Genomic DNA, 23,883 nt, shown 5'->3' with positions numbered 1-23,883 from the left:
GGTGGGCGGTTCCATGGACGTAATATCACCGGCATGCGCGGGACCTTGTAGGAGCGGCCTTGTGTCGCGAAAGGGCTGCAAAGCAGCCCCAGCAATTTGTGCATCGCTGCTGAAATCCTGGGGCCGCTTTGCGGCCCTTTCGCGACACAAGGCCGCTCCTACAATTGACCGTGTTGCCCGGTCTGGCAAGGCTTACCAGGTCAACACCGCCCCCACCGCAAAGGTATCGGTGTCTTCGTTCTGGTCACTGGTTTCATGGCCGTCGATGGAAAACTGGTTGTACTCGGCAACCAGCTTGAGGTTGTCGTTGACGTCATGGAACAGCGCCACGCCACGGGTTTCATAATCCGCACCGCTGCCCACCGCGCCGTTGCCATCGTCCTTGGTCTTGCCATACGACAGCGCCACCCGGTTCTTGCCGACCTTGTAGGAGCCCTGCAGCAGGTAGCCGTCGCTGTCGACATTGCGCAAGGTCGGTTCGCCAGCGTTGTTGGTGAAGAACGGGTTGATGCCCTTGGCCTGGAACCCCGAGCCGGTCAGCGACAGCCCCCCCATCTTCGCCTGCACACCGTAGCCGACACCTTTGGAGGTGACCGACTGCACCGCCGGGTCGGTGTTGTCGGAGGTCTGGTAGCTGCCGTTGAGCCAGCTGTAGATCTGCGCCCCACCCAGGTCGAACTGGTAGGTGATCTCGCTTTCGGTACGCGGGTTTTCCTGGTAGGCCTTGCCGGTCGGGCTGCTGTCGTTGGTGTCCACCGGGTCCATGATGCCCACCGCCACCCGCAGGCCGTCCATCACTGGGGTGCGATAGGTGATCTGCGAGGTGGGGAACGGGTACGGGTAGCCGCTACCGATGTTGCCGAACGAGACCCCGCCGCCGTCAACCAGCCCCAGGGTGTCACTGACCTGGCCATAACCGGCCAGCAGTTCGTCGAGCAGGATATTGGAACGGGCGAACAGCCCGAAGTCCTTGCCGATCAGCACCTCACCCCACTCGGGGTTGGCCACGGTGCCGTAGAACTGGCGCACGTCGATGGCGGTGTCGGTACCGTTGGTTTCGCTGTCGTTGATGGTCACCCAGAACGAGGCTCGCGCGCCGAGCTTCAGGTCATCCACCTGCTTGCCCATGTTGAAGCCCAGGTAGTTGGGCAGAAAGCCCATCTTCACCCGTGACTGGCGGCGATCGAACTGCTCACCCTGCCGATCGACATCGCTGTTGACGTAGAAGGCGTTGATATAGCCGTCGGTGGAAAACGTCGTCTGGTCCTTGTCGTACAGCATGATCTCGGCCTGGGCCAGGCTGCTCAGGCAAAGGGTCGACAGGCTGACGGTAACAGCCGCCAGCAAACGTGGGGACAGATTCTTATTGTTGTACATGTCGCGCTCCGAAACGGGGACGGGATGTCGGAGGCGATTATCAGAAGCTGGCAAACAGCCAGAAACGCTGCCTTGGAGGGGGCTGCCAGGTGCTTTGGGCCTGCGCGCGCGGCGTGATGATTCCGGCCCAGGACCGGGTTACGCCCAGAGGCAAGACTTCTGGCGTAACCCACAGGAGCAGGCAAGGATCAATACGGCAGACTACAGCGGGCCCCTGTCAAAGGTCCAGGGCACCACTGAGCAAGGCGTTCAGCATGGGTGCGACGTCAGCGCGCTGCTCGTCCAGCAGACACAGCGGGAGGCCTTGCCAGGCTGGTTGTAAATCGGCCAATCCCTCGCCAATCAAGGCCAGCGGACAAACGATTGCCATTTGCAGCGAACGCAGGCGCCTGGCCAAGGCAGGGTCCACCGGCACCTGGACCTTGATCACCACTGCTGCGGGCTGCATTGCTGCACACAGCATGGGTATTTCTTCCAGCGGCTGCCCGCAACCGAGCACTTCGATGCGTTGCTGCTCGCTGCTCAACAGCAGCCCGGTGCACAATACCTGCAGTTCGGCTTGCCCCTCGGTGCCTGCCAGCAGCACGCGCGGTGCATCGGCCTGGTTCATCTGCAGGCGCATCAGCAGGCGGGCGCGCAGGAACATGTCCAGAAACAGCCATTGGCTACGCTGGCCCGGCGCAATGCCTGAGGCCAGGCCATGCCAGACTGGCATCAGCACCTCACGCAGCACGGTGGCCTTGGGCAGGACGGTGAACAACTGCCCATGGATGCTTTCCAGCGCTTGTGTATCGAATGCCTTGGTTGCACGCTCCACAGCAGCGCGCCAGTCGTCGAACGCCGAGTGCTGCTGCACCGGCGCATCCGGCTGCCCTGCGAGCATGCCGCCTACCTTGCTGATGGGCACCCCATTGCCGGTCCAGCGCAAGATGTCGCGTATGCGCTGGACATCGCGGGCGGTATAAAGGCGATGGCCGCCCTCGGTGCGCTGCGGGCTTATCAACCCATGGCGCCGCTCCCATGCCCGCAAGGTCACCGGATTGATGCCGGTCAGGCTGACCACATCGCGCATGGGTAGCAAATCGGCTGGGGTGGCGTCAGTCATGATGAGGGTTTATCTGGGGGGTGGCACATTCTAAACCCATATGCACCTTCTGCGGCGAGCCTCCTTGGGTCATCATGCAACAAACGGCGCCGAGGCCTTCTGCACGCAGGCCAGGCCGCGCACTTCGCATCCTAAATGCCTGTAGGTGGGCCCCATGATCAACGCGAAACTCATGCAACTGATGGTCGAGCATTCCAACGATGGCATCGTCGTCGCAGAGCAGGAGGGCGACGACAGCATCCTTATCTACGTCAACCCCGCCTTCGAGCGCCTGACCGGCTATCGCGCCGAGGACATCCTGTATCAGGACTGCCGTTTTCTGCAGGGCGACGATCATGACCAGGCCGGCCTTGCCAACATCCGCGAGGCGATCCGTGGAGGCCTGCCGTGCTGCCAGGTGCTGCGCAATTACCGCAAGGACGGAAGCTTGTTCTGGAACGAGTTGTCCATCACGCCGGTGTACAACGAGGCGGACCAGTTGACGTACTACATCGGCATCCAGCGCGATGTCACAGCGCAGATTTTCGCTGAGGAGAAGCTACGCGAGCTGGAGGCCGAGGTGGCTGAATTGCGCCGACAACTGGGCCAGGCTGAGCGCTGAACAAAACCTATACAAGATCGTTGACTTGTATAGATTTACGCTTAGACTTCAGATATACCTGTACAACAAGCCATTTCTGTACAGGATTTCCTGGAGTCCAGCATGTCAGCGTATCTGCAGCAATTCGCCGAGCACTTCAGCAGACTCGACGGGGGCAACCTCGGCACCCTTGAAAAGCTGTACAGCAACGATGTCACTTTTCGCGATCCGTTGCATCAGATCCAGGGGCTGCGCGCTCTGCGAACCTATTTCGCGCAGTTGTACGCCAACGCTCACGATATTCGCTATGCCTTTTCCAGCATCGACGAAGTGATGCCTGGGCAAGGTTACCTGCGCTGGACCCTGCAGTTTCGCCACCCACGCCTGGCCCGCGGTCAGCAGATCAGCTTGCAAGGATGCAGTTACCTGCAATGGCATGACCGGGTCCATTTTCACCAGGACTATTTCGACGCAGCAGCCCTGCTCTACGAACATGTTCCGGTCATGGGCGGTGCGATTCGATGGCTCAAAGGCCGGATGGCATGAGCCGCTGCTGGCTGACAGGCGCAAGCAGCGGTATCGGTGCCGCACTTGCACAATGCCTGCTGGAGCAAGGCCACCAGGTTGCCCTGGGCGCACGACATGCAGATCGTCTCGCCCCGTTGGCTGAACGTTTTCCCGGGCAGGTGCTGCTGGCCATTGGCGACCTGGACGACCCCGTACAGGTCGCCGGGATCGCAACCCGTATCGAGCAGGCCTGGGGAGCGCTGGACAGGGTGATCCTCAATGCAGGCACCTGCGAGTACCTGGAGCCGGACCATTTCGACCCTGCCTTGGTCGAGCGTGTGGTCCGTACCAATTTCCTTGCTGTCAGCTACTGCCTGGCAGCGGCCCTGCCCTTGCTTCGCGCCGGTCAACGCCCTCATCTGGTGGTCATGGGCAGTTCGGTGACCTGGCTGGCCTTGCCCCGTGCCGGCGCCTATGGCGCGTCCAAGGCAGCCGTGCGTTATCTGGTGGAATCGCAGCGCATCGACCTGGCCCGCGAAGGCATCGCCGTCACCCTCGTCAACCCGGGCTTTGTCGACACGCCATTGACCCGTCGCAACGATTTCCCCATGCCGCAGCTGTGGTCGGCGCAGCGCGCAGCCAGCCATATTGCCAAACGCCTTCCCGAGCGCCCGCTGGAAATCAACTTCCCCCGGCTTTTCATCCTGGTATTGCGCCTGCTTGGCGCACTGCCCGCGCGCCTGCGCCTGGGGCTTGGGCAACGCCTTGCCCGTCATGAACAGGAATGATGATCCATGCGTATAGCAATCATCGGCAGCGGCATTGCAGGGCTATCCTGCGCTCATCTGCTGTCACGCAAGCATGAGGTGACGGTTTTCGAAGCCGAGAAATGGATCGGGGGCCACACGCATACCCTCGATGTGATCTGGCAGGGTGAACGCCATGCAATAGATACCGGCTTCATCGTCTTCAATGACTGGACCTACCCGCACTTCATCCGCTTGCTCGACAACCTGAAGGTCGCCTCACGGCCGACCGAAATGAGTTTCTCGGTGCATGATCCGGTCACTGGCCTGGAATACAACGGGCACGACCTGAATACCCTGTTCGCCCAACGCCGCAACCTGGTGTCCCCGGGGTTCTGGGGGATGCTACGGGATATTCTGCGTTTCAATCGTCAGGCACTCGCCGACCTGGATAACCAGCGTATCGATGCCAACGCGACCCTGGGCGCCTACCTCCGGGCTCAGCGCTATGGACAGCGCTTCATCGACCATTACATCGTACCGATGGGGTCGGCGATCTGGTCGATGTCCCGCGCGGACATGCTCGGCTTCCCACTTGCGTTCTTTGTGCGGTTTTGTCGCAACCACGGCTTGTTGTCGGTCAACCAACGTCCACAGTGGCGCGTGATCGAAGGGGGTTCGCGCAGCTACGTCAGTCCGCTGTGCCGGCCGTTTGCCGGGCGCATCCGCCTCGACTGCAAGGTTTTCCGGGTCAGCCGCGACGAAGGTGGCGTCACCCTGACGAGCGCTGCCGGTACCGAGCGTTTCGACAATGTGGTGTTCGCCTGCCACAGCGACCAGGCCCTGGCTTTGCTCGAAGCGCCGAGCGTGCAGGAACGGGAAGTGCTCGGCGCCATCGGTTATGCCAGCAACGATGTGGTGCTGCACACCGATACCCGTCTGCTACCCCGCCGCAAGCGCGCCTGGGCCAGCTGGAACTACCGTCTCGGCGGGCCGCAGCAGGCGCCTGCCGCGCTGACCTACAACATGAACATTCTGCAAGGTATCCAGGCACCGACGACCTTCTGCGTGAGCCTCAACCAGACCGCGCTGGTGGATCCGGCGCAGATCATTGCCCGCTTCCAGTACGACCATCCGCAGTACAGCCTTGCGGCGTGCGCCGCGCAGGCGCGCCAGGCGCAGCTGCAGGGCCAGCGCCACAGTTACTTCTGCGGCGCCTACTGGGGCAACGGCTTTCACGAAGATGGCGTGGTCAGTGCGTTGAAGGTGGCCGCGCATTTCGGAGAGCACCTGTGAACAGCAGCCTTTGCGTGGGCTGGGTCAGCCACCGGCGCCTGGCGCCGCGCCCCCACGCCTTCCGCTACAGGATCGGCATGTTCTACCTGGACCTGGACGAGCAAGCCTTGCTGACAGGCCTGTCACGCTGGCTGTGGCGCTGGCGCCTGGCGCCGCTGAGCTGGAACCAGGCAGATTACCTGCCAGCCCAGACCCGCCGGGGCGAGCCCCTGGCCCAGGCTGCACGCTTGCTGGTGCGCAGCGCGACGGGAGAAATGCCTGAGGGGCCGGTGCACCTGCTCACGCAATTGCGTTGCTGGGGGCTGTCGTTCAACCCGGTCAGTTTCTATTTCTGCCATGACCGCGACGGACGACTGACGGCAATCCTGCTGGAGGTGCGAAACACACCATGGCGTGAACGCTTCCATTACGTGCTGCCGGTGCGCGGAAACCTTGCCGGGCCCTTCACCGTCGCCAAGGCCTTCCATGTGTCGCCGTTCATGCCACTGCACATGGACTATCGCTTGCGCTTCGCCCTGGACGCTGAACATGTGCGCATCCACATGGAGAACTGGCAAGGCGATAGCAAGGTGTTCGAGGCCGACCTGGCCTTGCAACGCCAGGCGCTGGATAGAGCCGCTGTGCACCGATACGTACTGGCCTTCCCATGGATGAGCCTGCGCACCGTCTCGGCCATTTACTGGCAGGCATTGCGCCTGCTGTTCAAACGCACACCCGTCCATGACCACACGGCCAGCCAGCGTGACCTGGCGCTCGGCCATTCCTGCGAGGACCCTGATGATGTCGAACCCCACCCTGAGCGTTAGCAAGTTCGCAGGCCTCGGGCCATTGTTCGGCGGGCTGGCACGAAATGCCGTGCTCGCCCGGCTGGGCAGGCTGCGCCATGGCCACCTGCGCCTGCTCAGCCACGGGCAGCAGTGGAGTTTCGGTGACGCCCACAGCCCGTTGCAGGCCGAGGTGGAGATCCTTGATGACATCACCTGGGGCCTGATAGCCGGCAATGGCTCGATCGGTGCTGGCGAAGCCTACATTCACGGCTATTGGCGCAGTCCCGACCTGGCGCTGGTGACTCGTCTGTTCGTCGCAAACCTTGAGGTACTTGACGCGCTCGAGGGGGGCCTGGCCCGCTTCGGCCGCCCTGCCCTGCGGTTGCAGCACAAACTCAACCGCAACAACAGGCGCGGTGCCCGCCGCAATATTCTGGCGCACTACGATCTGGGCAATGCCCTGTTCGAGCGGCTGCTCGACCCCACCATGATGTATTCGGCAGCTCAGTTCGAACACCCGGGGCAGACACTGGAGCAAGCACAGCTGCACAAGCTGGAGCGCATCTGCCAGAAGCTGGAGCTGAGCCCTGCCGACCACCTGCTGGAGATCGGCTGCGGGTGGGGCAGCCTGGCAATCCACGCCGCCACCCGATATGGCTGCAAGGTCACCACCACCACGCTTTCCGAGGCGCAGTACAGCCATACCCTGCAACGCGTTCAGGCCCTGGGGCTGGAGCAGCGCGTGAAAGTGCTTCGCGAAGACTACCGCGATCTTCAAGGCACCTTCGACAAACTGGTCTCGATCGAGATGATCGAGGCTGTCGGCCACCGTTACCTGCCGGTGTATTTCCGCCAGTGCGCCTCGCTACTCAAACCCGACGGCCTGATGCTGTTGCAAGCGATCACCATACGCGACCAGCGCTATGAGCAGGCGCGGCGGTCGGTCGATTTCATCCAGCGCTACATCTTCCCCGGTGGCGCCCTGCCTTCGTTGAGCGTGATGCTGGAAACTGCCAGCCGGCACACCGCACTCAACCTCTTGCACATGGAAGATTTCGGCCAGGACTATGCCCACACATTGCGGCATTGGCGAGAAAACCTGCGCCAGGCACGCGCAGCGTTGACGGACCTTGGCTACGACGACATGTTCCAGCGCCTGTGGGAGTTCTACCTGTGTTACTGCCAAGGCGGTTTCGAGGAGCGCACCATCGGTGTCGCGCATCTGCTCTGGGCAGCGCCCCAGGCACGGCGCGCGCCCTTGCCTGGCAGCGCCTGATGAGCCGTGGCTGGCTGCTCGCCAATGCCTTGTGGCTACAGGCTGGCTGGTGGCTATGCGTACTGGGGGCCGAAAAACCCTTCCTGTCGATGCTGGTGATCGCTGCCCTGGCCGTGCATCTGAGCCTGTGCCCGGCCGTCCACGCAGAGGTCAAGGCGCTGTTGCTGGTAACGCCGGTCGGGTGTGTGCTGGATAGCGTGCTGGGCGCGCTGGGCGTGTTCAGCTTCGACACCTGGCCATTGCCGCTGTGGCTTGCGCTGCTGTGGCTGGTACTGGCCAGCGGCATGCGCCACAGCCTGGCATGGGCCGACAGGCACTGGCGGCTCGGTGCGCTGCTAGGTGCAGTTGGCGGCCCGCTGGCCTATGTAGGCGGAGCGGGGCTGGCAAATGTCGACTTGCCCATGGGCCCACTGGTAACCGGCCTGTTACTGATGCCGATATGGGCCGTTACCTTCCCCCTGCTCGTGCGCCTTGCGGTGCGGTGCTGACTTGCGGCATCGTTCGGAGCAGTAGCGCACCTGCTCCCAGCAACGTGACCAGCGCTTGCGCCAGTTGAACGGCCGCCCACACACCACGCAGACCTTGCTGGGCAAAAGACCCTTTTTCATATCGGCTGCGCCGCATCGAGTCGCGCCAAAAGTGTCTGGCCACGCTGCCAGATGGCATCGCGACGGTCAGCCGACATGCCATCGAGGTTTCGATAGACCAGCGCCAGACGCGGGTTGGCCGAAAGCAGGTGGCGATGACGGATGAGAAAATGCCAGTACAGGGCATTGAACGGGCAGGCATCCTCCTCGGCCACCTGGTCAACCCTGTAACTGCAGGCCTTGCAATGATCGGACATGCGCTGGATATAGCGACCGCTGGCGCAGTAAGGCTTGGAGCCCAGGTAGCCGCCGTCGGCGTACATCACCATGCCAAGCGTGTTGGGCAGTTCGACCCAGTCGAAGGCGTCCATGTAGACAGCCAGGTACCACTCACAGATTGCGGTGGGCGCGATACCGGCCAACAAGGCGAAGTTGCCGGTGACCATCAGGCGCTGGATATGGTGAGCGTAACCCAAGCGAAGGGTCTGCCCGATGGCCTGCTCCATGCAGCGCATGCGGGTGCGACCGGTCCAGTAGAATTCCGGCAACGCTCGCTCGTTACCCAGGTAATTGAGCGCGGCATACTCCGGCATGCGCAGCCAATAGATGCCGCGTACATACTCACGCCAGCCGATCAGCTGGCGGATGAAGCCCTCTGCTGCATTGAGCGGCACTCGCCCCTCGCGCCAGGCCTTGTCGACCCCGTCGCATAGAAAACGCACATCAAGAAGCCCGATGTTGAGTGCTGCACTGATGCGCGCATGGAACAGGTACGGCTCGCCCTCGGCCATCGCATCCTGGTAGTCACCGAAAGCCGCCAGGCCGAAATCCAGAAAGTGTTGCCAGAGCTGCTGTGCCTCGGCATGGGTCACCGGGTAGTCGAAACCGTCGATGGCTCCGTAGTGGTCGCTGAAGCGTTGCCGTACCAGGGCTATTACTGCAGCTGTGATGTCGTCCTGTGCGAAATGTGCGGCGAAGGGGCCACGTAGCTGGCGAGGCAAGGCCTTGCGGTTGTCGCCATCGAGATTCCAGGTTCCACCTGCCGGGCTGCCGTCAGGCTCCAGCAGCAGGCCGGTGCGCTTGCGCATGCCACGGTAGAAGTGCTCCATGCGCAGTTGGCCGCGCTCCCGGGCCCAGCGCGCGAAAGCTTCGCGAGAGCATAGAAACCGCGTGTCGCGATGCCACACAAGCGGCAGTGCGGCATCGCGCAACGCCTGCTCCAGGCGCCACTCTCCGCACTCGGTCAGGTGAATATGCGTGGCTCCCAGGGCCTGCTGCCAGCGCCGCAACTCGCCAACGATGGTTCCGCTGTTGCCGTCATCATCGAGTTGTACATAATGCACCTGCCAACCGCGCTCGCGCAGTGCCAGAGCGAAGTGCCGCATGGCACTGAAGATCAGGACGATCTTCAGCGGATGATGCGGCACGTACCTGGCCTCCCCTTCCACTTCCGCCATCAGCACAGCATCGCGGGCAGGATCGAGGGCGTTGAGGCTTGCCAGGTCGAAGGACAGCTGGTCTCCCAGTACCAGACCCAGGCGCATCTTCAGGCTACCCCTGGCTGGTCAGCGTTACCGTTATGCAGATTCATGGCATGCCTCCCAGCAGACGCTGACGCAGTTGTTGATCCCTGGCCCGCGGATCGAGCCAGATGGCGAAGAACGCCCGTGCAAAAACGGGGTCGGCGACCGCCCGGCTGAGTTTGCCATCGACGTAGAAGCGGCAGCCCTGCCCCGGCATGTACAAGCCGGTGATGCGCATGCCTGGCCGTACATCCACAAACGCCTGCTGCATGGCCTGGGACCACGCCGCGCGCCGCTGCGGCGTCACGTTTTCAGGTGCCAGGCGGTACATTTCCTCGAGGCTGGCCTGTACCAGCGTGTCCCTGGACAGGCTTCGGTGATAGGCCAGCTCAAGGGCAAAAGGCCGGTTCCAGTCCTGGACCGGACCTGCTGCCCATAGCTGTGCGGTGTAAAGGCGCAAGCCAAACCAGCTGAACTCACCGACGCCCAGCCGTTGCGCTGCCGGCAGCTCCGCTCGCCAGTCCGCCGCCTCCGACAGGGCAGTCAATAGCAGGCAAAGCCAGGCCCAACGAGTCGTGTGCCCCATACTGACCTCGAGCACGTGAAATACCTGTACAATATTAGAAACTATGTACAGTTTTTTATGAGGTTGTACAACTTTTACTTGCAGGTCTCAGGGCCTTGTTTCGGCAGAGCCAGTGACAGAGGCATACCAGCGTCGGGGCCGGCAAAGGAGGCAGTTCAGTGAGCCTTATCAATGACCTTCATACCCCCGCCAACGTGCTGGTCTGCGGAGCCAGCCAGGGGATCGGCCTTGCACTGTGCACACAACTGCTGGCGCGCGACGACATCGGACGGGTGTTTGCCGTCTCGCGACATGCCACCAGCAGCCCTGCGCTGGATGCTTTGTTTGCCGAGCACCCACGACAGTTGGTTCGCATCGACTGCGACGCTTGTTCCGAAGTGGCACTGCAAACACTGGCGGCGCGGGTGGGAGCCTGCTGCAACCACTTGAACCTGGTATTTTGCACGCTTGGCGTGCTGCAAGCGCCACCCGCACGGGCCGAAAAAGCGCTGACACAGTTGGATATGGCGGGGCTGCTGGCCAGCTTCACGACCAACTGTTTCGCCCCTGTGCTGCTGCTCAGGCACTTGCTGCCCTTGTTGCGACAGCAACCGATGACCTATGTGGCGCTGTCGGCGCGGGTCGGGTCGATCAGCGACAATCATCTTGGCGGGTGGTACAGCTATCGCGCCAGCAAGGCGGCGCTCAACCAGCTTCTGCGTACCGCGAGCATCGAGCTCAAGCGACTGAACCCCGCTTCCACGGTACTGTTGCTGCATCCCGGGACCACCGACACCCGCCTTTCCCAACCCTTTCAGGGCAATGTGGCGCCAGGAAAACTGTTCTCGCCGGCGTTTGCGGCGACATGCATTCTAGCGCTGGTGAGCCGACACGGCCCGGAACAGAGCGGTACATTCTGGGCGTGGGACGGGACACCGATTGCCTGGTGACTCCAGAGCCAGCCTGGATTCCCCTCTCAGCTGAATACCCAGAGCACGCGGGTGAGCTTGTCTGTCAGGTTGGCGTAACGAAAGCTCGCGTGGGGTTGCAGCTGAAAACTGTCATTGGCGCGCAGCGTTACCGGCTCGCCGCCATCCAGCCAGACGGTCAGTTCGCCTTCGAGCACGAAGCAGCCCTGCTCCGAGCTGTCGTCCAGGTACTCCTCGCCACTGCTGGCCCCCGGCTCCAGGTGGCTGTCGAGCATGGAGAACGCGCCCGTTATCGTGGGGGATGCCAGCACATCGGTGATGCCACCGGCCAGGTGAAGGGTACGACGCTCGTGAGGGCGGGTGACCCACTCGAGCTCGCGGGGCTGGTCCAGCTTGTAGAAATAGGCCGTGGAGACGCCGAGCTCTTCGCTGATAGCCGTGAGGTCGGCCACGGTTGGGCGGGATACGCCCCGTTCGACCTGGGACAGAAAGCCCACCGAACGGCCGATGCGCTGCGCCAGTTCGCCCAGTGTCAGGCCCTTGAACTTGCGCAGGTCGCGAATCAGTACGGCCAGGCCTTCGATCTCTTCGTGCACTTTCATGATTGAATCGCGACTTTCGGATGGGAAAAATTGATGCCCTGAAAAGTACATGATTCATTTCACAAAGCAAGATGCTTCATGGCGATCTTGGGGCTGCTTTGCAGCCCTTCGCGGGCACGCCCGCTCCCACAGAGATCGCGCTTCTCCTGAACCCGGCGCCGAACCTGTGGGAGCGGGCGTGCCCGCGAAGGGTCGCAAAGCGGCCCCAAACAATTCAACTGACTGGCAGCAGTCCCAGGGCTCCTCCCTTAACGAACAGCCTCGTACGTCAAGTCCAGGCACTTGCGGGCTTTTTCCACCAGTTCGTCGATCTCCTCGATGCTGATAACCAGCGGCGGCGCGATGATCATGGTGTCGCCCACGGCACGCATGATCAGGCCGTTGTCGAAGCAGTGCTGGCGACAGATCATGCCGACACCTTTGCCTTCATAGCGCGCGCGGGTGGCCTTGTCCTTCACCAGCTCGATCGCACCGAGCATGCCCAGGCCGCGTACCTCGCCTACCAGCGGGTGGTCAGCCAGCTCGCGCAGGCGTTGTTGCAGGTAAGGCGCGGTCTTGTCGTGCACCTGCTCGATGATCTTTTCGTCACGCAGGATCCGCAGGTTCTCAAGGCCGACCGCAGCCGCCACCGGGTGGCCGGAATAGGTGAAGCCGTGGTTGAAGTCGCCGCCTTCGCTGATGACTTTGGCCACTTCATCTCGCACGATCACGCCGCCCATGGGGATATAGCCGGAGGTAAGGCCCTTGGCGATGGTCATCAGGTCGGGCTTGAGGTCGTAGTAGTCGCTACCGAACCACTCGCCTGTACGGCCGAAGCCACAGATCACTTCGTCAGCGACGAAGAGGATGTCGTACCTGGCCAGGATCTCCTTCACCTTCGGCCAGTAGGTCTGCGGTGGAATGATCACCCCGCCAGCGCCCTGGATCGGTTCGGCGATGAAGGCGGCAACGTTGTCCACGCCAACTTCGAGGATCTTTTTCTCCAGCTGTTCGGCCGCCCACACGCCGAAGTCGGCCTCGGTCATGTCGCCGCCTTCGCCATACCAGTATGGCTGCGGGATATGCACGATATCCGGGATCAGCCCGCCCTGCTGGTGCATGCCGCTCATGCCGCCCAGGCCCGCGCCGGCCACGGTGGAGCCGTGGTAACCGTTGATGCGGCCGATGATGACCTTCTTGTTCTTCTGGCCCTTGAGCGCCCAGTAATGGCGGACCATGCGCAGCACGGTGTCGTTGCCTTCGGAGCCAGAGCCGGTGAAGAACACGTGAGTCATGCCTTGCGGGGCCACATCGGCGATCGCCTTGGCCAGTTCCAGCGCGGGCGGGTGCGCGGTCTGGAAGAACAGGTTGTAGTACGGCAGCTGCTTCATCTGCTGGCTGGCGACGTCGGCCAACTCATCGCGCCCATAGCCCACCGCCACACACCACAGGCCCGCCATGCCATCGAGAATCTTGTGGCCCTCGCTGTCCCAGAGGTACACACCTTTGGCCGAGGTGATGATGCGCGGGCCTTTCTCGGCCAGCTGCCGAACATCGCTGAACGGGGCCAGGTGGTGGTCGCGGCTCATGGCTTGCCAGGCAAGGGTCTGCGAATTCTGCTCACTCATTGACTTCACTCCATCAAGTTGCGCAGCCGTGCTGCGCAGGTACTTTTTTTTGTAATTGGGAAAAATCGCTGTCAGGCGGTCTTCAACAGCATCTGGCGCAGTACCGAGCGATGCCGGCAGGCCTTGCCAAAGGACTGGAAGATGGTCAGGTAATGCGGGTTGTCCATGACCTGGTACTCGGGGTGCCATTGCACGGCCAGGGCAAAGCCTTTGCTGTTCTCGACCGAAACAGCTTCCACCAGGCCATCAGGTGCCAGCGCCTCCACCCTCAGCCCGGGGGCCAGTACATCGATGCCCTGGCCGTGGATGGAATTGACATCGATAACCGCCGGCAAACCCATGCGGTCGAGCATGCCGCCGGGCTCTATATGCAGGGCGTGACGCGGGCCGTATTGCTTTTCGATGGGCTCACCCTTGCTTTCGCGGTGGTCCATGAACATGCCGGTCTCATGCACTTTCTGGTGCAAGGTGCCACCGAGCGCCACGTTCATTTCCTGGAAACCACGGCAGATGCCCAGCACCGGCACTCCGGCGGCGATGGCCGCACGCATCAGTGGCAGTGTGGTGGCATCACGCAGCGGATCGTGATGGGTGCCCGCTGCACTGGCCGGTCCGTTGTAGTGGAACGGTTCGATGTTGGACGGCGAACCGGTGAAGATCAGCCCATCCACCACGTCGAGAATATCGGCGCTGTCCATCAGGTCTGCGAGGCTGGGTATCACGATGGGCAGCCCACACGCTGCCTTGGCCGCCGCGCGCGCGTACTTCTCGCTGATGGTCTGGGTTGCATGCAGCTCGATCATGCTGGTGCATGCGGTAATGCCGATAACGGGCACACGTGGCATATCTTCCTCCGGCAAATCCATATTGCGCGTTGTATTGAAACGGTAGAAAGGCAGGGTGCAGCGGCGCTGCCCCGACCCCGGCACCTATAGGAACCAGCGGTATTCGCGGGCATCGATGTGGCGCATGAAGTCCAGTTGCTCCTGGTATTTGTTTTCGCAGTAGACCATCACGAATTCACTGCCCAGGCCCGCGTTGACCTCCGGGTGGTGACGCATGGCGGCCAGGGCACTGAAGGCATCCTTGGGGAACTCGATGCCGCTCTGGCGGTTGTCGTTCAGCGGGGCAATGGGCTCGACGCCACGTTCCAGGCCATGCTCCATCCCGGTCAGGATGGCCGCCAGCACCAGGTACGGGTTGGCATCGGCCCCAGCGAGGCGGTGTTCGATGCGCAGGTTGCGGGGGTCGGACTCGGGGATGCGAATACACGCATCGCGATCTTCGAAACCCCAGCTGGCCTTGCTCGCCGCGTTGACCATGGCACCGTAACGGCGGTAGGCATTGTGGTTCGGGGCGAAGATCGGCATGCAGTGGGGCAGCAACTCCAGGCACCCTGCCACCGCATGGCGCAGCTTGCGCTGGTCATCGCCGGCGAGGATGTTGTTGCCGGCGTTGTCGTACAGGCTGACGTGCACGTGCATGCCGCTGCCCGGCGCGTCGAGGTACGGCTTGCTCATGAAGCTGGCTCGGTAGCCGTGCTTCATCGCGATACTGCGGGTACTGCGGCAGAACAGCGCCGACCAGTCCGCCGCGCTCATGGCATCGTCGCTGTGCGAGAAGTTGATCTCGAACTGGCCTGGGCCCAGCTCCGCGGTGATGACGTTCGCCGGCACGCCTTGCTCGTTGGCACCATCGACCATCTCGTGCAGCACCGGTGCAAAGCGCGACAGCCGCTCGATGTGCATGTTCGGCTGGTCGTCGTGGTCGTCGGTCGCCTTGTCGCGTGGGTACTGTGGCAGGCCGTTATCGAGCTTGCGGTCGAACAGGTAGAACTCCAGCTCGAAGGCCACCACCGGGCGAATGCCGCGCCTGGCCAGGCGCTGGATCACCCGGGCCAGCACTTCACGGGGCTCGAACTCGATGGGGTTGGCGGTGCCGTCAGAGGTGATGAGCATCTGCGCGATCGGTTCCTTTTCCCAGCGCACCGGCCTTAGGGTACCCGGCACCAGGCGGCGGGCGGCATCCGGGTCGCCATCGGCGAAGCAGTAGTCACCGATTGGATAGAGCCCCCCCTGGGTGCCCAGCAACACGCAGTTCTGCGGCAACTTCAGCGGCGCGCCGGCTGCGACTTTTTCCAGCATGTCCATGGGGTAGCGCTTGCCGTAGAAGTGCCCGGGAATATCCAGCGCAATCAGGTCGACATAACGTATTTCTGGGTGTTTCGCTCGGAACGAGCGCACTTCAGTCAGCAGATCCGGAAAGACGACACTCATCTTCTTGTCCTTGTGAGGTGAACGAATTCAGTTGAAGACCCAGAGCACGCGGGTGGTTTTTTCCGTCAGGTTGGCGTAACGGAACTGCGCGTGGGGGTGCAGCTGGAAGCAGTCGTTGGCCTGCAGGGTCACGGCGTCGCCGTGGTCCAGCCAGACCGTGAGTTCGCCTTCGAGCACGAAACAGCCCTGCTCGGAACGGTCAGTCAGGTACAGCTCGCCACTGCTGGCGCCTGGCTCGAGATGGCTGTCGAGCATGGAGAACGCGCCGCCGATGGTGGGCGAAGCCAGCACATCGGTGATGCCCGACTCGAGGTACAGCGTGCGCCGCTCGTGGGGGCGCGTGACCCAGCTGACGCTGCGGGGCTTGCTCAGGTTGTAGAAGTACGCGGTGGATACGCCGAGCGCTTCACTGATGGCGGTGAGATCGGCCACGGTAGGGCGCGAAACACCGCGCTCGACCTGGGACAAGAAGCCCACCGAGCGGTTGATGCGCTCGGCCAGTTCGCCCAGGGTCAGGTTCTTGAATTTGCGCAGGTCGTGAATAAGGATCGCGAGGGCTTCAACCTCTTCGTGCATCTTCATCGTTTGAGACTGCCGTGAAATTTTTAGAGTTATTTTTCATGAAAAATTACATGAAAAATTTCACGAGTCAAGCCGAAGCTGAAAATGGGAAGCCGCGAAGGGAGGTATGGGGGGCAACAAGTAGCGAAGAGGCGTAACGAGAAAAGTACCTTGAAGCCCTCAGGAAGCGAGGGCCTGCGAACGCTGCCGTACCGGCATTTCATAGCGGTGCGGTTGCTGCCAGGCCAGCTGTGCCTGGACATCGACCGCCGCATCCATCACTTTCTGCGCCCAGTTCTCATCCTTGGGGCACACCACCACCACGCGAAAACCGTGGTCGACGCCTTCCAGCCGCACGCCCTCGGAATCATCGACATGCAGGTCGATATCGAAGGCCGACGGCAACTTGGAAGGCGCATTCTCAAGCCCGTTCACGGCCAGGATATGCTGGTGCCGGTCACTGTTGACCACGCCATCGACCCGGATACCGTAGAGCATCAGCCAACGGCGTATGTAGGACGGTGTGCGCCCCGACGAGGTGTAGATCCAGATGCTGCAGCCCTGGCGGCGCAGGTCGCGGATCAGCGAGCGCGTGCCACTGCGCAGGGGTTCACCCAACCAGCGGTGGATGAACGCCGGCAGCTTGCTGTCCTCGGCGGCGGCATGGTCGGCCTGGCAGGCGAGCGTGTCGTCGATATCGAACGAAATGCGTATCTGCGGGCGGTTGAACGTGCGCTCGATGGCTTGCCGCCCGCGTTGGAACAGAGAAGAGCTTTGCATCAGCGGCACCTCTCGCGCGCAGGCATGGATGTGACGCCCAGGAAGAACTTGCCGGGCTCAGGCGCGTGCGCTTCAAGGAAAGCTGCATACTTTTTCTTGATCTTGGGTAGTTCGTACAAAGCCTTGACACCATGCTTGGCAGAGTTGCGTATGACCGAGGATGGGTTGAAGTAACCCTCGGCATTGTCCAGCGACAACACGAATGGCGGTAACCCCGCGCGCATCAGCAGGTAGCTGACAATGAGCGACCCTGTGCGGTTGTTGCCTTCGATGAACAGCTGCGGCTTGCTCAGAATTCGAACGTAGACACCCGCCGCGCGCTTCCAGATCGAATCGCTGCCATACGAGCAATACCAGTTGTAGAGGTCCTTGATGCCGCCCTCCACGTTGTTGAAAAAGTGCGCCTCGGTCGCCGCCAGGTGCGGGGCAAACTCCAGCCTGCGTGCCGGGTCGCTGCCGCACAGCACGGTGGCATTGATCTCCAGCATCAGGTTCAGTTGCTGAAGGTCGAAAAGGTCGACACCCCGGGCGACATAGTCGTCAATCAGGGCATAGCCTTCAACCACATTCAGCAGCACCTCGTCGGTAAACGGATCGCGCGGTTCGGTGAAATGCTGGCTGAGTTCGGCAAAGCGGGCCTGCACCTCACGCAGTGCGCGCTCTACCGCTGGCAGATCAAGACGACGCGTCGCTGGCATTGGAAATCCCTGGTAACACTTGACGGAAGGTAATGCGGCCGGGTGTTGCAGCCTTCCTGACTGCAACACCCGGCCACCTTGGCACGTGCGGCCTCAGCTGAACTTGCCGCTGATGTAGTCAGCAGTCAGCTGCTCACGCGGGTTCTGGAAAATCTGCGTGGTCGGGCCCATCTCGACCAGGTAACCGGTACGGGTGCCCTTGGAGATATCGACCGAGAAGAACGCGGTGGTGTCGGCCACACGAATCGCCTGCTGCATGTTGTGGGTCACCAGGGCGATGGTGTAGTCCTTCTTCAACTCGACCATCAGCTCCTCCACCCGGCGGGTGGCAATCGGGTCGAGTGCCGAGCAGGGTTCGTCCAGCAGCAGCACTTCCGGCTCGGTGGCGATGGCGCGGGCGATGCACAGACGCTGTTGCTGGCCACCGGACAGGGCCAGGCCGCTGACCTTGAGCTTGTCCTTCACCTCGTCCCACAGCGCGGCGCCCTGCAGCGCGTGCTTGACGCGGTCACCGATATCGCCCTTGTAGCGGTTCAGGCGCAGGCCGAAGGCGACGTTGTCGAAGATGCTCATGGAGAACGGGTTGGGCTGCTGGAACACCATGCCGATGTAGCGGCGCACCACCACAGGGTCGACGCCCTTGCCGTAGACGTCCTGGCCCAGGAAGTGCACATGGCCTTCGAAACGGAAGCCCTTCACCAGGTCATTCATGCGGTTGAGGCTACGCAGGACGGTACTCTTGCCGCAGCCAGACGGCCCGATGAAACCGGTGATCTCGTTCTTCCTGATCGGCACATGGCTGTCGCGAACGGCCATGAAATTGCCGTAGAAGATCTTGTCCAGCTTGCAGTCCATGACGATGGGGGCTTCGCTGACCACGGGAGCGGCTTTTGGCGCAGTGGATACGTTCAAGGTCGGATGCTCCCTTTCTCAATACTTGGGCTTGCCGAATACTCGGCTCAGAATGTTGATTACCAGCACGATCATCACCAGTACCAGCGAGGCCGCCCAGGCGAGCTCGAGCTGGTTGTCGAATGGCATGCCGGAGAAGTTGTAGATCAGTACGGCCAGCGAGGCCGTCGGGTTCATGACCGCCAGATCACCGTCATGCAGGATCCAGTAGTTGCTGAACAGCGCGGTGAACAGCAGCGGCGCGGTCTCGCCGGCGGCACGGGCCACGGCCAGCATGACGCCGGTCAGGATGGCCGGCAGGCCGGTGGGCAGGACGATTTTCCAGATCACCTGGGCACGGGTGCAGCCCATGCCGTAGGCCGCATCCTTCATGATCTTGGGCACCATCTTCATCGACTCTTCAGCGGTCAGCACGACGATGGGCAGCATCAGTACCGCCAGGGCCACACCACCTGCCGGCGCGGAGTAGGTGCCGGTGGTCATCACCACCAGGGCATAGGCGAATACGCCAGCCAGGATCGACGGCAGGCCGGTGAGCATCTTGGCGGCAAAGCGCGCGGTGTTGGCCAGCTTGCTGTCCGGGCCGAGTTCGGCCAGGAACACCGCGGCCAGGATACCGACCGGGACGGCGATGGCAGCAGCAATGCCGACCATAACGAAAGTACCGGCCATGGCGTTGCCAAAGCCCCCGCCCATCTCGAAACCGGTGGGTGGCAGCTCGGTGAACACCTCCAGGTTGAGGCGTGCGCCACCGCGAGTGATCAGCATGTACAGCACGGAGATCAGCGGCACGCTGGCCACCAGTGCCGCGAACCATGCCAGCGTGGTCAACAACAGGCTGCGCAGGGAACGGCCTTCCAGCTTGCGCTGCAGGCTGGGCAACGCGTTTGCAGGGGTGGTGAGGTTGGTCATCATTTGTTACCCCGCTGGGCGTAGAGCATGATCATCGAGCCGAGCACGTTCACCAGCAGGGTGATGAACATCAGCACCAGTGCGGCGTACATCAGTACCTCGACCTCGTTCGGGCCGGCCTCCGGGAAGTTCAGGGCCAGCAAGGCCGCCAGCGTGTTGGCCGGGGCGAACAGGGACAGGGAAATGTTGTTGGCATTGCCCACCAGCATGGCCAGCGCCATGGTTTCACCCAGCGCACGGCCCAGGCCGAGTACCAGCGAACCAAAGATACCGGTGGCTGCCGATGGCACCATTACCTTGAGAATGGCCTCCCAGTGGGTGGCGCCCAGGCCGTAGGCGGCCTGCTTGGTCTTCATCGGCACGCTGGTCAGGGCGTCCTGCGAAACGGCGGCGATGGTCGGCAGAATCATGATCGCCAGCACCAGCGCGGCAGGCAGCAGCCCTGGGCCGCTCAGGGAAGTACCAAAAAAGGGAATCCAGCCCAGCTCGCTGTTCAGCCAGGTGGTCAGCGGGCGAATGGCCGGGATGACCACATAGATCCCCCACAGGCCGTAGACGACGCTGGGGATGGCAGCGAGCAGCTCGACGATGGTGCGGAACACCGCCGCCAGCCGGGCCGGGAGGAAGTCCTGGGTCAGGAAGATAGCCATGCTGACGCCGAAGAAACCGGCGATCAACAGGGCGATAAGGGCGCTGTAGAGCGTGCCCCAGATCGCTGGCAGAATACCGTACTTGCCTTGGTTGACGTCCCAGACACTGCCGAACAGCACGTCAAAACCGTGCTTCTCGATGCCTGGCAGTGCCTTGCGGCCCACTTCGTAGACCAGCGCGAAGACCAGCGCCAGCACCAGCACCACACCGATGCGTGCAAGCGCACGGAAGGTGCGATCAACCAGGAAGTCTTTCGCAGACGGTGGCTGGCACGCGGAGTCGGGGTTAGCCGGGATGGCAAAAGGAGTGTTCATGGGCAAGTTCCGGGACAGAGAGCAAACACACCCGGCATGGCCGCCAGACCACACCGGGAGCGCCTGGACGTGTTACTGAATGTTGGCCGACGCTTTGCGTACCTGATCGACAACCGACGCTGGCAGCGGGATGTAGCCCATCGAGTCGGCGATCTTCTGGCCTTCGGTCAGGCTGTATTCGACCATTTCACGCATGGCCTTGGCCTTGGCCGGGTTACCGTTGTCCTTGCGGAAGATCATCCAGGTGTAGGAGGTGATCGGGTAGGACTTGGCACCGTCCGGGTCAGGCAGCCAGGCCACCAGGTTCTCCGGCATCTTCACCGCAGCCAGCGCCTCGGCACCGCTCTCGGCGTTCGGCACGACGTATTGGCCGGCCTTGTTCTGCAGTTGGGCGAAGTCGACCTTGGCCAGCTTGGCGAAGCCGTATTCGATGTAGCCGATGGCGCCTGGGGTCTGGCGGACGGTGGCGGTTACGCCATCGTTCTTCGGCGACTTGATGAACTTGTCGCTGGCCGGCCAGTTGACGGTGTTGCCTTCACCCAGCGCTTGCTTGAAGTCAGCGTTGATGGCCGACAGGTGCTTGGTGAATACCGCAGTGGTGCCGCTGGAGTCGGCACGCACGACCACGGTGATCGGGGTGGCGGGCAGTTTCAGCTCAGGGTTGGCCGCGACGATCTGCGGGTCGTTCCACTGGGTGATCTTGCCGAGGAAGATGTTGGAGTACACATCGCGTGGCAGCTTCAGCCCTTTGGGGTTGCCTGGCAGGTTGTAAGCCAGGACGATTTCACCGGCGGTCATTGGCAGCAACTGCACGCCTTCGCCGACCTTGGCGATTTCTTCGGCTTTCATTGCCGAGTCGCTGGCGGCAAAGTCGACGGTCTTGTTCAGAAAGTCCTGAACACCCGCCCCGCTCCCCTTGGACTGGTAGTCAACGGTGACACCGTCGGTTTCCTTGCTGAAGGCCTTGAACCAGGTCAGGTAGATCGGTGCCGGGAAACTTGCGCCGGAACCGGTCAGGCGGATGTTCTCTGCGGCAAAGGATGCCGAAGTGGCGCAAAGAGAAACGGCAACGGCGAGTGCAGCAGATTTCATCAGGCGTATCATCGAAAAGCGCTCCGTGTGATGGCCGGCACACTTTGCAGCAGCAATGTTACAGCTTTGTGACCGATGAATGGCAGGCCGCACGGTAGAGCCGTCTGGCGGCGCCATCACGGCAACATCAGGGGCCAGAGCCCTGGAGTGGTTCCTGTCTCAACCCTACGGCTTCGATGTGTCGGTTGAATGACTGCTTCCGTCAGGCAGCAGGCTTCGTGGCGCCGCTGGTCGATTACCGGGCACTCGGGCGTTGCCGCGGCATTCAACCGCTCATGTAAACCAGACGGGAGTGAGTGCCATGCCACGCGGCGACAAGGACAAATACACCGACATGCAGAAGCGCAAGGCCGAACACATCGAGGAAAGCTACGAGCAAAAAGGCGTGCCCAAAGAGCAGGCCGAAGCGCGTGCCTGGGCCACCGTGAACAAACAGTCCGGTGGAGGCGAGAAGAAAGGTGGCTCGGGTAAGGCTACATCCTCCAGCGAGAAGAAAACTGCCCGCTCGGACTCGGCCAAACGGGCGGCGAAGTCGCGCCAAGGTCATTCCCGCACATCGGGCAGCTCCCTGGAAACCCAGAGCAAGCAAAGCCTGATGAAGGAAGCGCGCAGCAAAAACATCAAAGGGCGCTCCACCATGACCAAGGCACAGTTGGTGGAAGCGCTCAAGCACGCATGACCGCAAGCCCTGAACCGGGCGCAATCCCTGTGGGAGCGGGCGTGCCCGCGAAGAACGCAATGTGATGCATGGCACCGGCTACGCCGGTGTCCGCCACAGCATCAACCATTCCCGGCGATATCCGCCGTGTCGGCATCCCGGCAACTGTTGCGGGATGCGCATACGAATTCCGCCTCGGCACGTGTGGGGTAGTTGAGGGTCAGGCGCAGCTTTTCCTGTGTGTCATAAAGGTCATAGCCCTCCCCTAACGTTGCGGGAAAGCCAAGACTACGCGGGTAAATCTCTTTCTTGAGCGGCACAGCGGGAACCACAACAAAGCGCGTCTGCATGATCATCCCCCTCCCGGCAGTCTCTTAGTATTAGTACTGCTACGGGAAAGCATCAAGTTGACTCATGTAAACAATCGCAATAGCCCTGCGAGCCTATCAGCCGAAGTGCTCCCTTGACGCACGTCAAGCCGCTGGGCCGGGTTCGCGCGACGATGGCTGTCAGCAAGGAACGAATCGAAAACCGCCATGCGCATTGTGCTCAAGGCCATCGCCATCGAGCACTGTGCGCGGCCTTGGATAAGGAGTCCCACATGAGCCACCTGAACCACGTACTGGTAGCAACCGACCTGTCCACCTCCGCCCGCAACGCGGCAGAGCGCGCTGCGCACCTGAGCAAGGCGCAGCAGGCATCGCTGGACCTGCTGTACGTTGCCAACCCGGCCCCCTTCGAGCGCTTGAAGCAGCTGGTCGCACCTGGTGATGATCTGCTGAAGCGCGTGCTGGATACCGCTGGCGAAAAAATCCGCGCACTGGCTGCAATGCTGTTCCAGCGCCATGACATCGCCGCTGGCGTGCAGGTAGCGCATGGCTCGGTGACCACGGAGATCACCCGTGTGGTGCAGGATAAACGCAGCGACCTGCTGGTATGCGGGGCGAAGGGCCAGAGCGTCGCGCGGCGCCTGCTGCTGGGCTCCACGGTGCAGAAGATGCTGAACCGCATGCCCTGCCCTTTGCTGGTGGTCAAGCAGGCGCCACGCGATGCCTACCGGACCTTGCTGGTTGCAGTTGATTTTTCGCCTTCGTCACTGCGCTCCATCGAACTGGCAAAAGCCATTGCCCCACAGGCCGAGATCATTCTGTTGCATGTTTACGAAGCACCGTTCGAAGGCAGCATGCGTTTCGCCCACATCGACCATGACACCCTTGCACACTACCGCAATGTCATCCGCAAGGATGCGGTCCAGCAGCTCGCGGCCTTGAGCGAAACCGCCGGAGTGGCAGATGCTCGGCAAATCGTGGTGCATGGCGACCCTGCCTGGCGGATTGCCGAGCAGGAACAAGAGCTGGAATGCGACCTGATCGTGGTTGGCAAGCAAGGGGAAAGCGCGCTTGAAGAGCTGCTGATAGGCAGCGTCACCAAGCATGTGCTGAACGAATCCCAGTGCGATGTGCTGGTATCGCCATAAGATGCATGTGATGTGGAGGACACGTGCCTGTCCTTCGCGGACAAGCGACTCATTGGTTAAGTGAGGTTTTGTAGGAGCAGCCTTG

At 62.0% G+C, this 23,883-nt stretch carries 27 protein-coding genes; 10 read left to right on the top strand and 17 right to left on the bottom strand.

Annotated features, from left to right (window positions below):
* Nucleotides 1-192: 192 nt before the first annotated feature.
* Nucleotides 193-1,377, bottom strand: a complete 1,185-nt coding sequence (locus ACLCGK_RS22640; RefSeq protein WP_003257627.1) for a porin — start codon at nt 1,375-1,377, stop codon at nt 193-195.
* A gap of 217 nt (nt 1,378-1,594) precedes the next feature.
* The gene (locus ACLCGK_RS22635) at nt 1,595-2,482 is read right to left on the bottom strand and encodes a MerR family transcriptional regulator (RefSeq protein ID WP_085719673.1); all 888 of its coding nucleotides are present in this window, start codon (nt 2,480-2,482) and stop codon (nt 1,595-1,597) included.
* Nucleotides 2,483-2,636: 154 nt separating this feature from the next.
* Here ACLCGK_RS22635 and ACLCGK_RS22630 point away from each other — a divergent pair, with 154 nt between their 5' ends.
* The 7 genes from ACLCGK_RS22630 (at nt 2,637) to ACLCGK_RS22600 (ending at nt 8,142) form a co-directional block, all read left to right on the top strand.
* Nucleotides 2,637-3,083, top strand: coding sequence for a PAS domain S-box protein (locus ACLCGK_RS22630; RefSeq protein ID WP_410952998.1), 447 nt, complete (start codon nt 2,637-2,639; stop codon nt 3,081-3,083).
* Nucleotides 3,084-3,185: 102 nt separating this feature from the next.
* Complete coding sequence (locus tag ACLCGK_RS22625) at nt 3,186-3,608, top strand: nuclear transport factor 2 family protein (RefSeq protein WP_410952997.1); 423 nt, start codon at nt 3,186-3,188, stop codon at nt 3,606-3,608.
* The gene (locus tag ACLCGK_RS22620) at nt 3,605-4,357 is read left to right on the top strand and encodes an SDR family NAD(P)-dependent oxidoreductase (RefSeq protein WP_013972160.1); all 753 of its coding nucleotides are present in this window, start codon (nt 3,605-3,607) and stop codon (nt 4,355-4,357) included. Before ACLCGK_RS22625 ends, ACLCGK_RS22620 begins: the two co-directional genes overlap by 4 nt.
* Before the next feature lie 6 nt (nt 4,358-4,363).
* A complete protein-coding gene (locus tag ACLCGK_RS22615; protein ID WP_410952996.1) occupies nt 4,364-5,611 on the top strand; it encodes an NAD(P)/FAD-dependent oxidoreductase in 1,248 nt (415 codons plus the stop codon).
* Entirely contained in the window at nt 5,608-6,417 is an 810-nt protein-coding gene (locus ACLCGK_RS22610) for a DUF1365 domain-containing protein (RefSeq protein WP_410952995.1), read from the top strand. The genes ACLCGK_RS22615 and ACLCGK_RS22610 overlap by 4 nt, the downstream gene beginning before the upstream one ends.
* Nucleotides 6,392-7,654, top strand: coding sequence for an SAM-dependent methyltransferase (locus ACLCGK_RS22605; protein ID WP_015270035.1), 1,263 nt, complete (start codon nt 6,392-6,394; stop codon nt 7,652-7,654). The genes ACLCGK_RS22610 and ACLCGK_RS22605 overlap by 26 nt, the downstream gene beginning before the upstream one ends.
* Entirely contained in the window at nt 7,654-8,142 is a 489-nt protein-coding gene (locus ACLCGK_RS22600) for a DUF2878 domain-containing protein (protein WP_410952994.1), read from the top strand. The genes ACLCGK_RS22605 and ACLCGK_RS22600 overlap by 1 nt, the downstream gene beginning before the upstream one ends.
* Here ACLCGK_RS22600 and ACLCGK_RS22595 read toward each other — a convergent pair.
* The 3 genes from ACLCGK_RS22595 to ACLCGK_RS22585 are packed head-to-tail and all read right to left on the bottom strand — an operon-like array spanning nt 8,080 to nt 10,350.
* Nucleotides 8,080-8,262, bottom strand: a complete 183-nt coding sequence (locus tag ACLCGK_RS22595) for a DUF2256 domain-containing protein (RefSeq protein WP_082810517.1) — start codon at nt 8,260-8,262, stop codon at nt 8,080-8,082. The two genes, ACLCGK_RS22600 and ACLCGK_RS22595, sit on opposite strands and share 63 nt — an antisense overlap.
* A complete protein-coding gene (locus ACLCGK_RS22590; RefSeq protein ID WP_410952993.1) occupies nt 8,259-9,785 on the bottom strand; it encodes a cryptochrome/photolyase family protein in 1,527 nt (508 codons plus the stop codon). Before ACLCGK_RS22590 ends, ACLCGK_RS22595 begins: the two co-directional genes overlap by 4 nt.
* Nucleotides 9,786-9,828: 43 nt before the next feature.
* The gene (locus ACLCGK_RS22585; protein ID WP_038410392.1) at nt 9,829-10,350 is read right to left on the bottom strand and encodes a chalcone isomerase family protein; all 522 of its coding nucleotides are present in this window, start codon (nt 10,348-10,350) and stop codon (nt 9,829-9,831) included.
* A 158-nt stretch (nt 10,351-10,508) separates the two neighbouring features.
* Between ACLCGK_RS22585 and ACLCGK_RS22580 the strand changes: the two genes are divergently transcribed.
* Nucleotides 10,509-11,279: an SDR family NAD(P)-dependent oxidoreductase gene (locus tag ACLCGK_RS22580; RefSeq protein ID WP_038409357.1), complete on the top strand. Its 771-nt coding sequence runs from the start codon at nt 10,509-10,511 to the stop codon at nt 11,277-11,279.
* Nucleotides 11,280-11,305: 26 nt separating this feature from the next.
* Here the strand turns inward: ACLCGK_RS22580 and ACLCGK_RS22575 are convergent, their stop codons facing one another.
* The 11 genes from ACLCGK_RS22575 to pstS all read right to left on the bottom strand — a co-directional run bounded on the left by ACLCGK_RS22575 (nt 11,306) and on the right by pstS (nt 21,675).
* Entirely contained in the window at nt 11,306-11,860 is a 555-nt protein-coding gene (locus ACLCGK_RS22575; protein ID WP_054572893.1) for a helix-turn-helix domain-containing protein, read from the bottom strand.
* A 248-nt stretch (nt 11,861-12,108) separates the two neighbouring features.
* Entirely contained in the window at nt 12,109-13,467 is a 1,359-nt protein-coding gene (locus tag ACLCGK_RS22570) for an aspartate aminotransferase family protein (RefSeq protein ID WP_102083680.1), read from the bottom strand.
* Nucleotides 13,468-13,538: 71 nt separating this feature from the next.
* Complete coding sequence (locus tag ACLCGK_RS22565) at nt 13,539-14,312, bottom strand: gamma-glutamyl-gamma-aminobutyrate hydrolase family protein (RefSeq protein ID WP_015270028.1); 774 nt, start codon at nt 14,310-14,312, stop codon at nt 13,539-13,541.
* An 84-nt stretch (nt 14,313-14,396) separates the two neighbouring features.
* On the bottom strand, nt 14,397-15,743 hold the full coding sequence (locus ACLCGK_RS22560) for a glutamine synthetase family protein (protein ID WP_410952992.1): 1,347 nt from the start codon (nt 15,741-15,743) through the stop codon (nt 14,397-14,399).
* Between the two features lie 27 nt (nt 15,744-15,770).
* A complete protein-coding gene (locus tag ACLCGK_RS22555; protein ID WP_013972148.1) occupies nt 15,771-16,325 on the bottom strand; it encodes a helix-turn-helix domain-containing protein in 555 nt (184 codons plus the stop codon).
* 159 nt (nt 16,326-16,484) lie between these two features.
* Nucleotides 16,485-17,084 carry a hypothetical protein gene (locus ACLCGK_RS22550; protein WP_085719663.1) on the bottom strand — a complete coding sequence of 200 codons (600 nt, stop codon included), beginning with the start codon at nt 17,082-17,084 and terminating at the stop codon, nt 16,485-16,487.
* Nucleotides 17,084-17,782, bottom strand: a complete 699-nt coding sequence (locus tag ACLCGK_RS22545) for a hypothetical protein (protein WP_015270024.1) — start codon at nt 17,780-17,782, stop codon at nt 17,084-17,086. Before ACLCGK_RS22545 ends, ACLCGK_RS22550 begins: the two co-directional genes overlap by 1 nt.
* Before the next feature lie 93 nt (nt 17,783-17,875).
* Nucleotides 17,876-18,637: a phosphate ABC transporter ATP-binding protein PstB gene (gene pstB / locus ACLCGK_RS22540; protein WP_031324478.1), complete on the bottom strand. Its 762-nt coding sequence runs from the start codon at nt 18,635-18,637 to the stop codon at nt 17,876-17,878.
* Between the two features lie 75 nt (nt 18,638-18,712).
* Complete coding sequence (gene pstA / locus ACLCGK_RS22535) at nt 18,713-19,606, bottom strand: phosphate ABC transporter permease PstA (protein ID WP_015270023.1); 894 nt, start codon at nt 19,604-19,606, stop codon at nt 18,713-18,715.
* The gene (gene pstC / locus ACLCGK_RS22530) at nt 19,606-20,571 is read right to left on the bottom strand and encodes a phosphate ABC transporter permease subunit PstC (RefSeq protein WP_013972145.1); all 966 of its coding nucleotides are present in this window, start codon (nt 20,569-20,571) and stop codon (nt 19,606-19,608) included. Before pstC ends, pstA begins: the two co-directional genes overlap by 1 nt.
* A 72-nt stretch (nt 20,572-20,643) precedes the next feature.
* Nucleotides 20,644-21,675, bottom strand: a complete 1,032-nt coding sequence (gene pstS / locus ACLCGK_RS22525; RefSeq protein WP_003259756.1) for a phosphate ABC transporter substrate-binding protein PstS — start codon at nt 21,673-21,675, stop codon at nt 20,644-20,646.
* A 289-nt stretch (nt 21,676-21,964) separates the two neighbouring features.
* Here pstS and ACLCGK_RS22520 point away from each other — a divergent pair, with 289 nt between their 5' ends.
* Nucleotides 21,965-22,342 carry a termination factor Rho gene (locus ACLCGK_RS22520; protein WP_410952991.1) on the top strand — a complete coding sequence of 126 codons (378 nt, stop codon included), beginning with the start codon at nt 21,965-21,967 and terminating at the stop codon, nt 22,340-22,342.
* Between the two features lie 101 nt (nt 22,343-22,443).
* Here the strand turns inward: ACLCGK_RS22520 and ACLCGK_RS22515 are convergent, their stop codons facing one another.
* Complete coding sequence (locus tag ACLCGK_RS22515) at nt 22,444-22,677, bottom strand: hypothetical protein (RefSeq protein WP_054572896.1); 234 nt, start codon at nt 22,675-22,677, stop codon at nt 22,444-22,446.
* Between the two features lie 245 nt (nt 22,678-22,922).
* Here ACLCGK_RS22515 and ACLCGK_RS22510 point away from each other — a divergent pair, with 245 nt between their 5' ends.
* Entirely contained in the window at nt 22,923-23,798 is an 876-nt protein-coding gene (locus ACLCGK_RS22510; protein ID WP_038409345.1) for a universal stress protein, read from the top strand.
* Nucleotides 23,799-23,883: the final 85 nt, after the last annotated feature.

This window comes from Pseudomonas sp. S1(2024), from assembly GCF_046557535.1.
Note: the sequence above shows the minus strand (reverse complement) of the source record. Positions and strands in the feature narration are given on the sequence as shown.

Excerpts from the sequence above, each read along its gene's own strand:
- ACLCGK_RS22640 (WP_003257627.1), bottom strand. The coding sequence starts at position 1,377 with ATGTACAACAATAAGAATCTGTCCCCACGTTTGCTGGCGGCTGTTACC.
- ACLCGK_RS22635 (WP_085719673.1), bottom strand. The coding sequence starts at position 2,482 with ATGACTGACGCCACCCCAGCCGATTTGCTACCCATGCGCGATGTGGTC.
- ACLCGK_RS22630 (WP_410952998.1), top strand. The coding sequence starts at position 2,637 with ATGATCAACGCGAAACTCATGCAACTGATGGTCGAGCATTCCAACGAT.
- ACLCGK_RS22625 (WP_410952997.1), top strand. The coding sequence starts at position 3,186 with ATGTCAGCGTATCTGCAGCAATTCGCCGAGCACTTCAGCAGACTCGAC.
- ACLCGK_RS22620 (WP_013972160.1), top strand. The coding sequence starts at position 3,605 with ATGAGCCGCTGCTGGCTGACAGGCGCAAGCAGCGGTATCGGTGCCGCA.
- ACLCGK_RS22615 (WP_410952996.1), top strand. The coding sequence starts at position 4,364 with ATGCGTATAGCAATCATCGGCAGCGGCATTGCAGGGCTATCCTGCGCT.
- ACLCGK_RS22605 (WP_015270035.1), top strand. The coding sequence starts at position 6,392 with ATGTCGAACCCCACCCTGAGCGTTAGCAAGTTCGCAGGCCTCGGGCCA.
- ACLCGK_RS22600 (WP_410952994.1), top strand. The coding sequence starts at position 7,654 with ATGAGCCGTGGCTGGCTGCTCGCCAATGCCTTGTGGCTACAGGCTGGC.
- ACLCGK_RS22595 (WP_082810517.1), bottom strand. The coding sequence starts at position 8,262 with ATGAAAAAGGGTCTTTTGCCCAGCAAGGTCTGCGTGGTGTGTGGGCGG.
- ACLCGK_RS22590 (WP_410952993.1), bottom strand. The coding sequence starts at position 9,785 with ATGCGCCTGGGTCTGGTACTGGGAGACCAGCTGTCCTTCGACCTGGCA.
- ACLCGK_RS22585 (WP_038410392.1), bottom strand. The coding sequence starts at position 10,350 with ATGGGGCACACGACTCGTTGGGCCTGGCTTTGCCTGCTATTGACTGCC.
- ACLCGK_RS22575 (WP_054572893.1), bottom strand. The coding sequence starts at position 11,860 with ATGAAAGTGCACGAAGAGATCGAAGGCCTGGCCGTACTGATTCGCGAC.
- ACLCGK_RS22570 (WP_102083680.1), bottom strand. The coding sequence starts at position 13,467 with ATGAGTGAGCAGAATTCGCAGACCCTTGCCTGGCAAGCCATGAGCCGC.
- ACLCGK_RS22565 (WP_015270028.1), bottom strand. The coding sequence starts at position 14,312 with ATGCCACGTGTGCCCGTTATCGGCATTACCGCATGCACCAGCATGATC.
- ACLCGK_RS22560 (WP_410952992.1), bottom strand. The coding sequence starts at position 15,743 with ATGAGTGTCGTCTTTCCGGATCTGCTGACTGAAGTGCGCTCGTTCCGA.
- ACLCGK_RS22555 (WP_013972148.1), bottom strand. The coding sequence starts at position 16,325 with ATGAAGATGCACGAAGAGGTTGAAGCCCTCGCGATCCTTATTCACGAC.
- ACLCGK_RS22550 (WP_085719663.1), bottom strand. The coding sequence starts at position 17,084 with ATGCAAAGCTCTTCTCTGTTCCAACGCGGGCGGCAAGCCATCGAGCGC.
- ACLCGK_RS22545 (WP_015270024.1), bottom strand. The coding sequence starts at position 17,782 with ATGCCAGCGACGCGTCGTCTTGATCTGCCAGCGGTAGAGCGCGCACTG.
- pstB (WP_031324478.1), bottom strand. The coding sequence starts at position 18,637 with ATGGACTGCAAGCTGGACAAGATCTTCTACGGCAATTTCATGGCCGTT.
- pstA (WP_015270023.1), bottom strand. The coding sequence starts at position 19,606 with ATGACCAACCTCACCACCCCTGCAAACGCGTTGCCCAGCCTGCAGCGC.
- pstC (WP_013972145.1), bottom strand. The coding sequence starts at position 20,571 with ATGAACACTCCTTTTGCCATCCCGGCTAACCCCGACTCCGCGTGCCAG.
- pstS (WP_003259756.1), bottom strand. The coding sequence starts at position 21,675 with ATGATACGCCTGATGAAATCTGCTGCACTCGCCGTTGCCGTTTCTCTT.
- ACLCGK_RS22520 (WP_410952991.1), top strand. The coding sequence starts at position 21,965 with ATGCCACGCGGCGACAAGGACAAATACACCGACATGCAGAAGCGCAAG.
- ACLCGK_RS22515 (WP_054572896.1), bottom strand. The coding sequence starts at position 22,677 with ATGATCATGCAGACGCGCTTTGTTGTGGTTCCCGCTGTGCCGCTCAAG.
- ACLCGK_RS22510 (WP_038409345.1), top strand. The coding sequence starts at position 22,923 with ATGAGCCACCTGAACCACGTACTGGTAGCAACCGACCTGTCCACCTCC.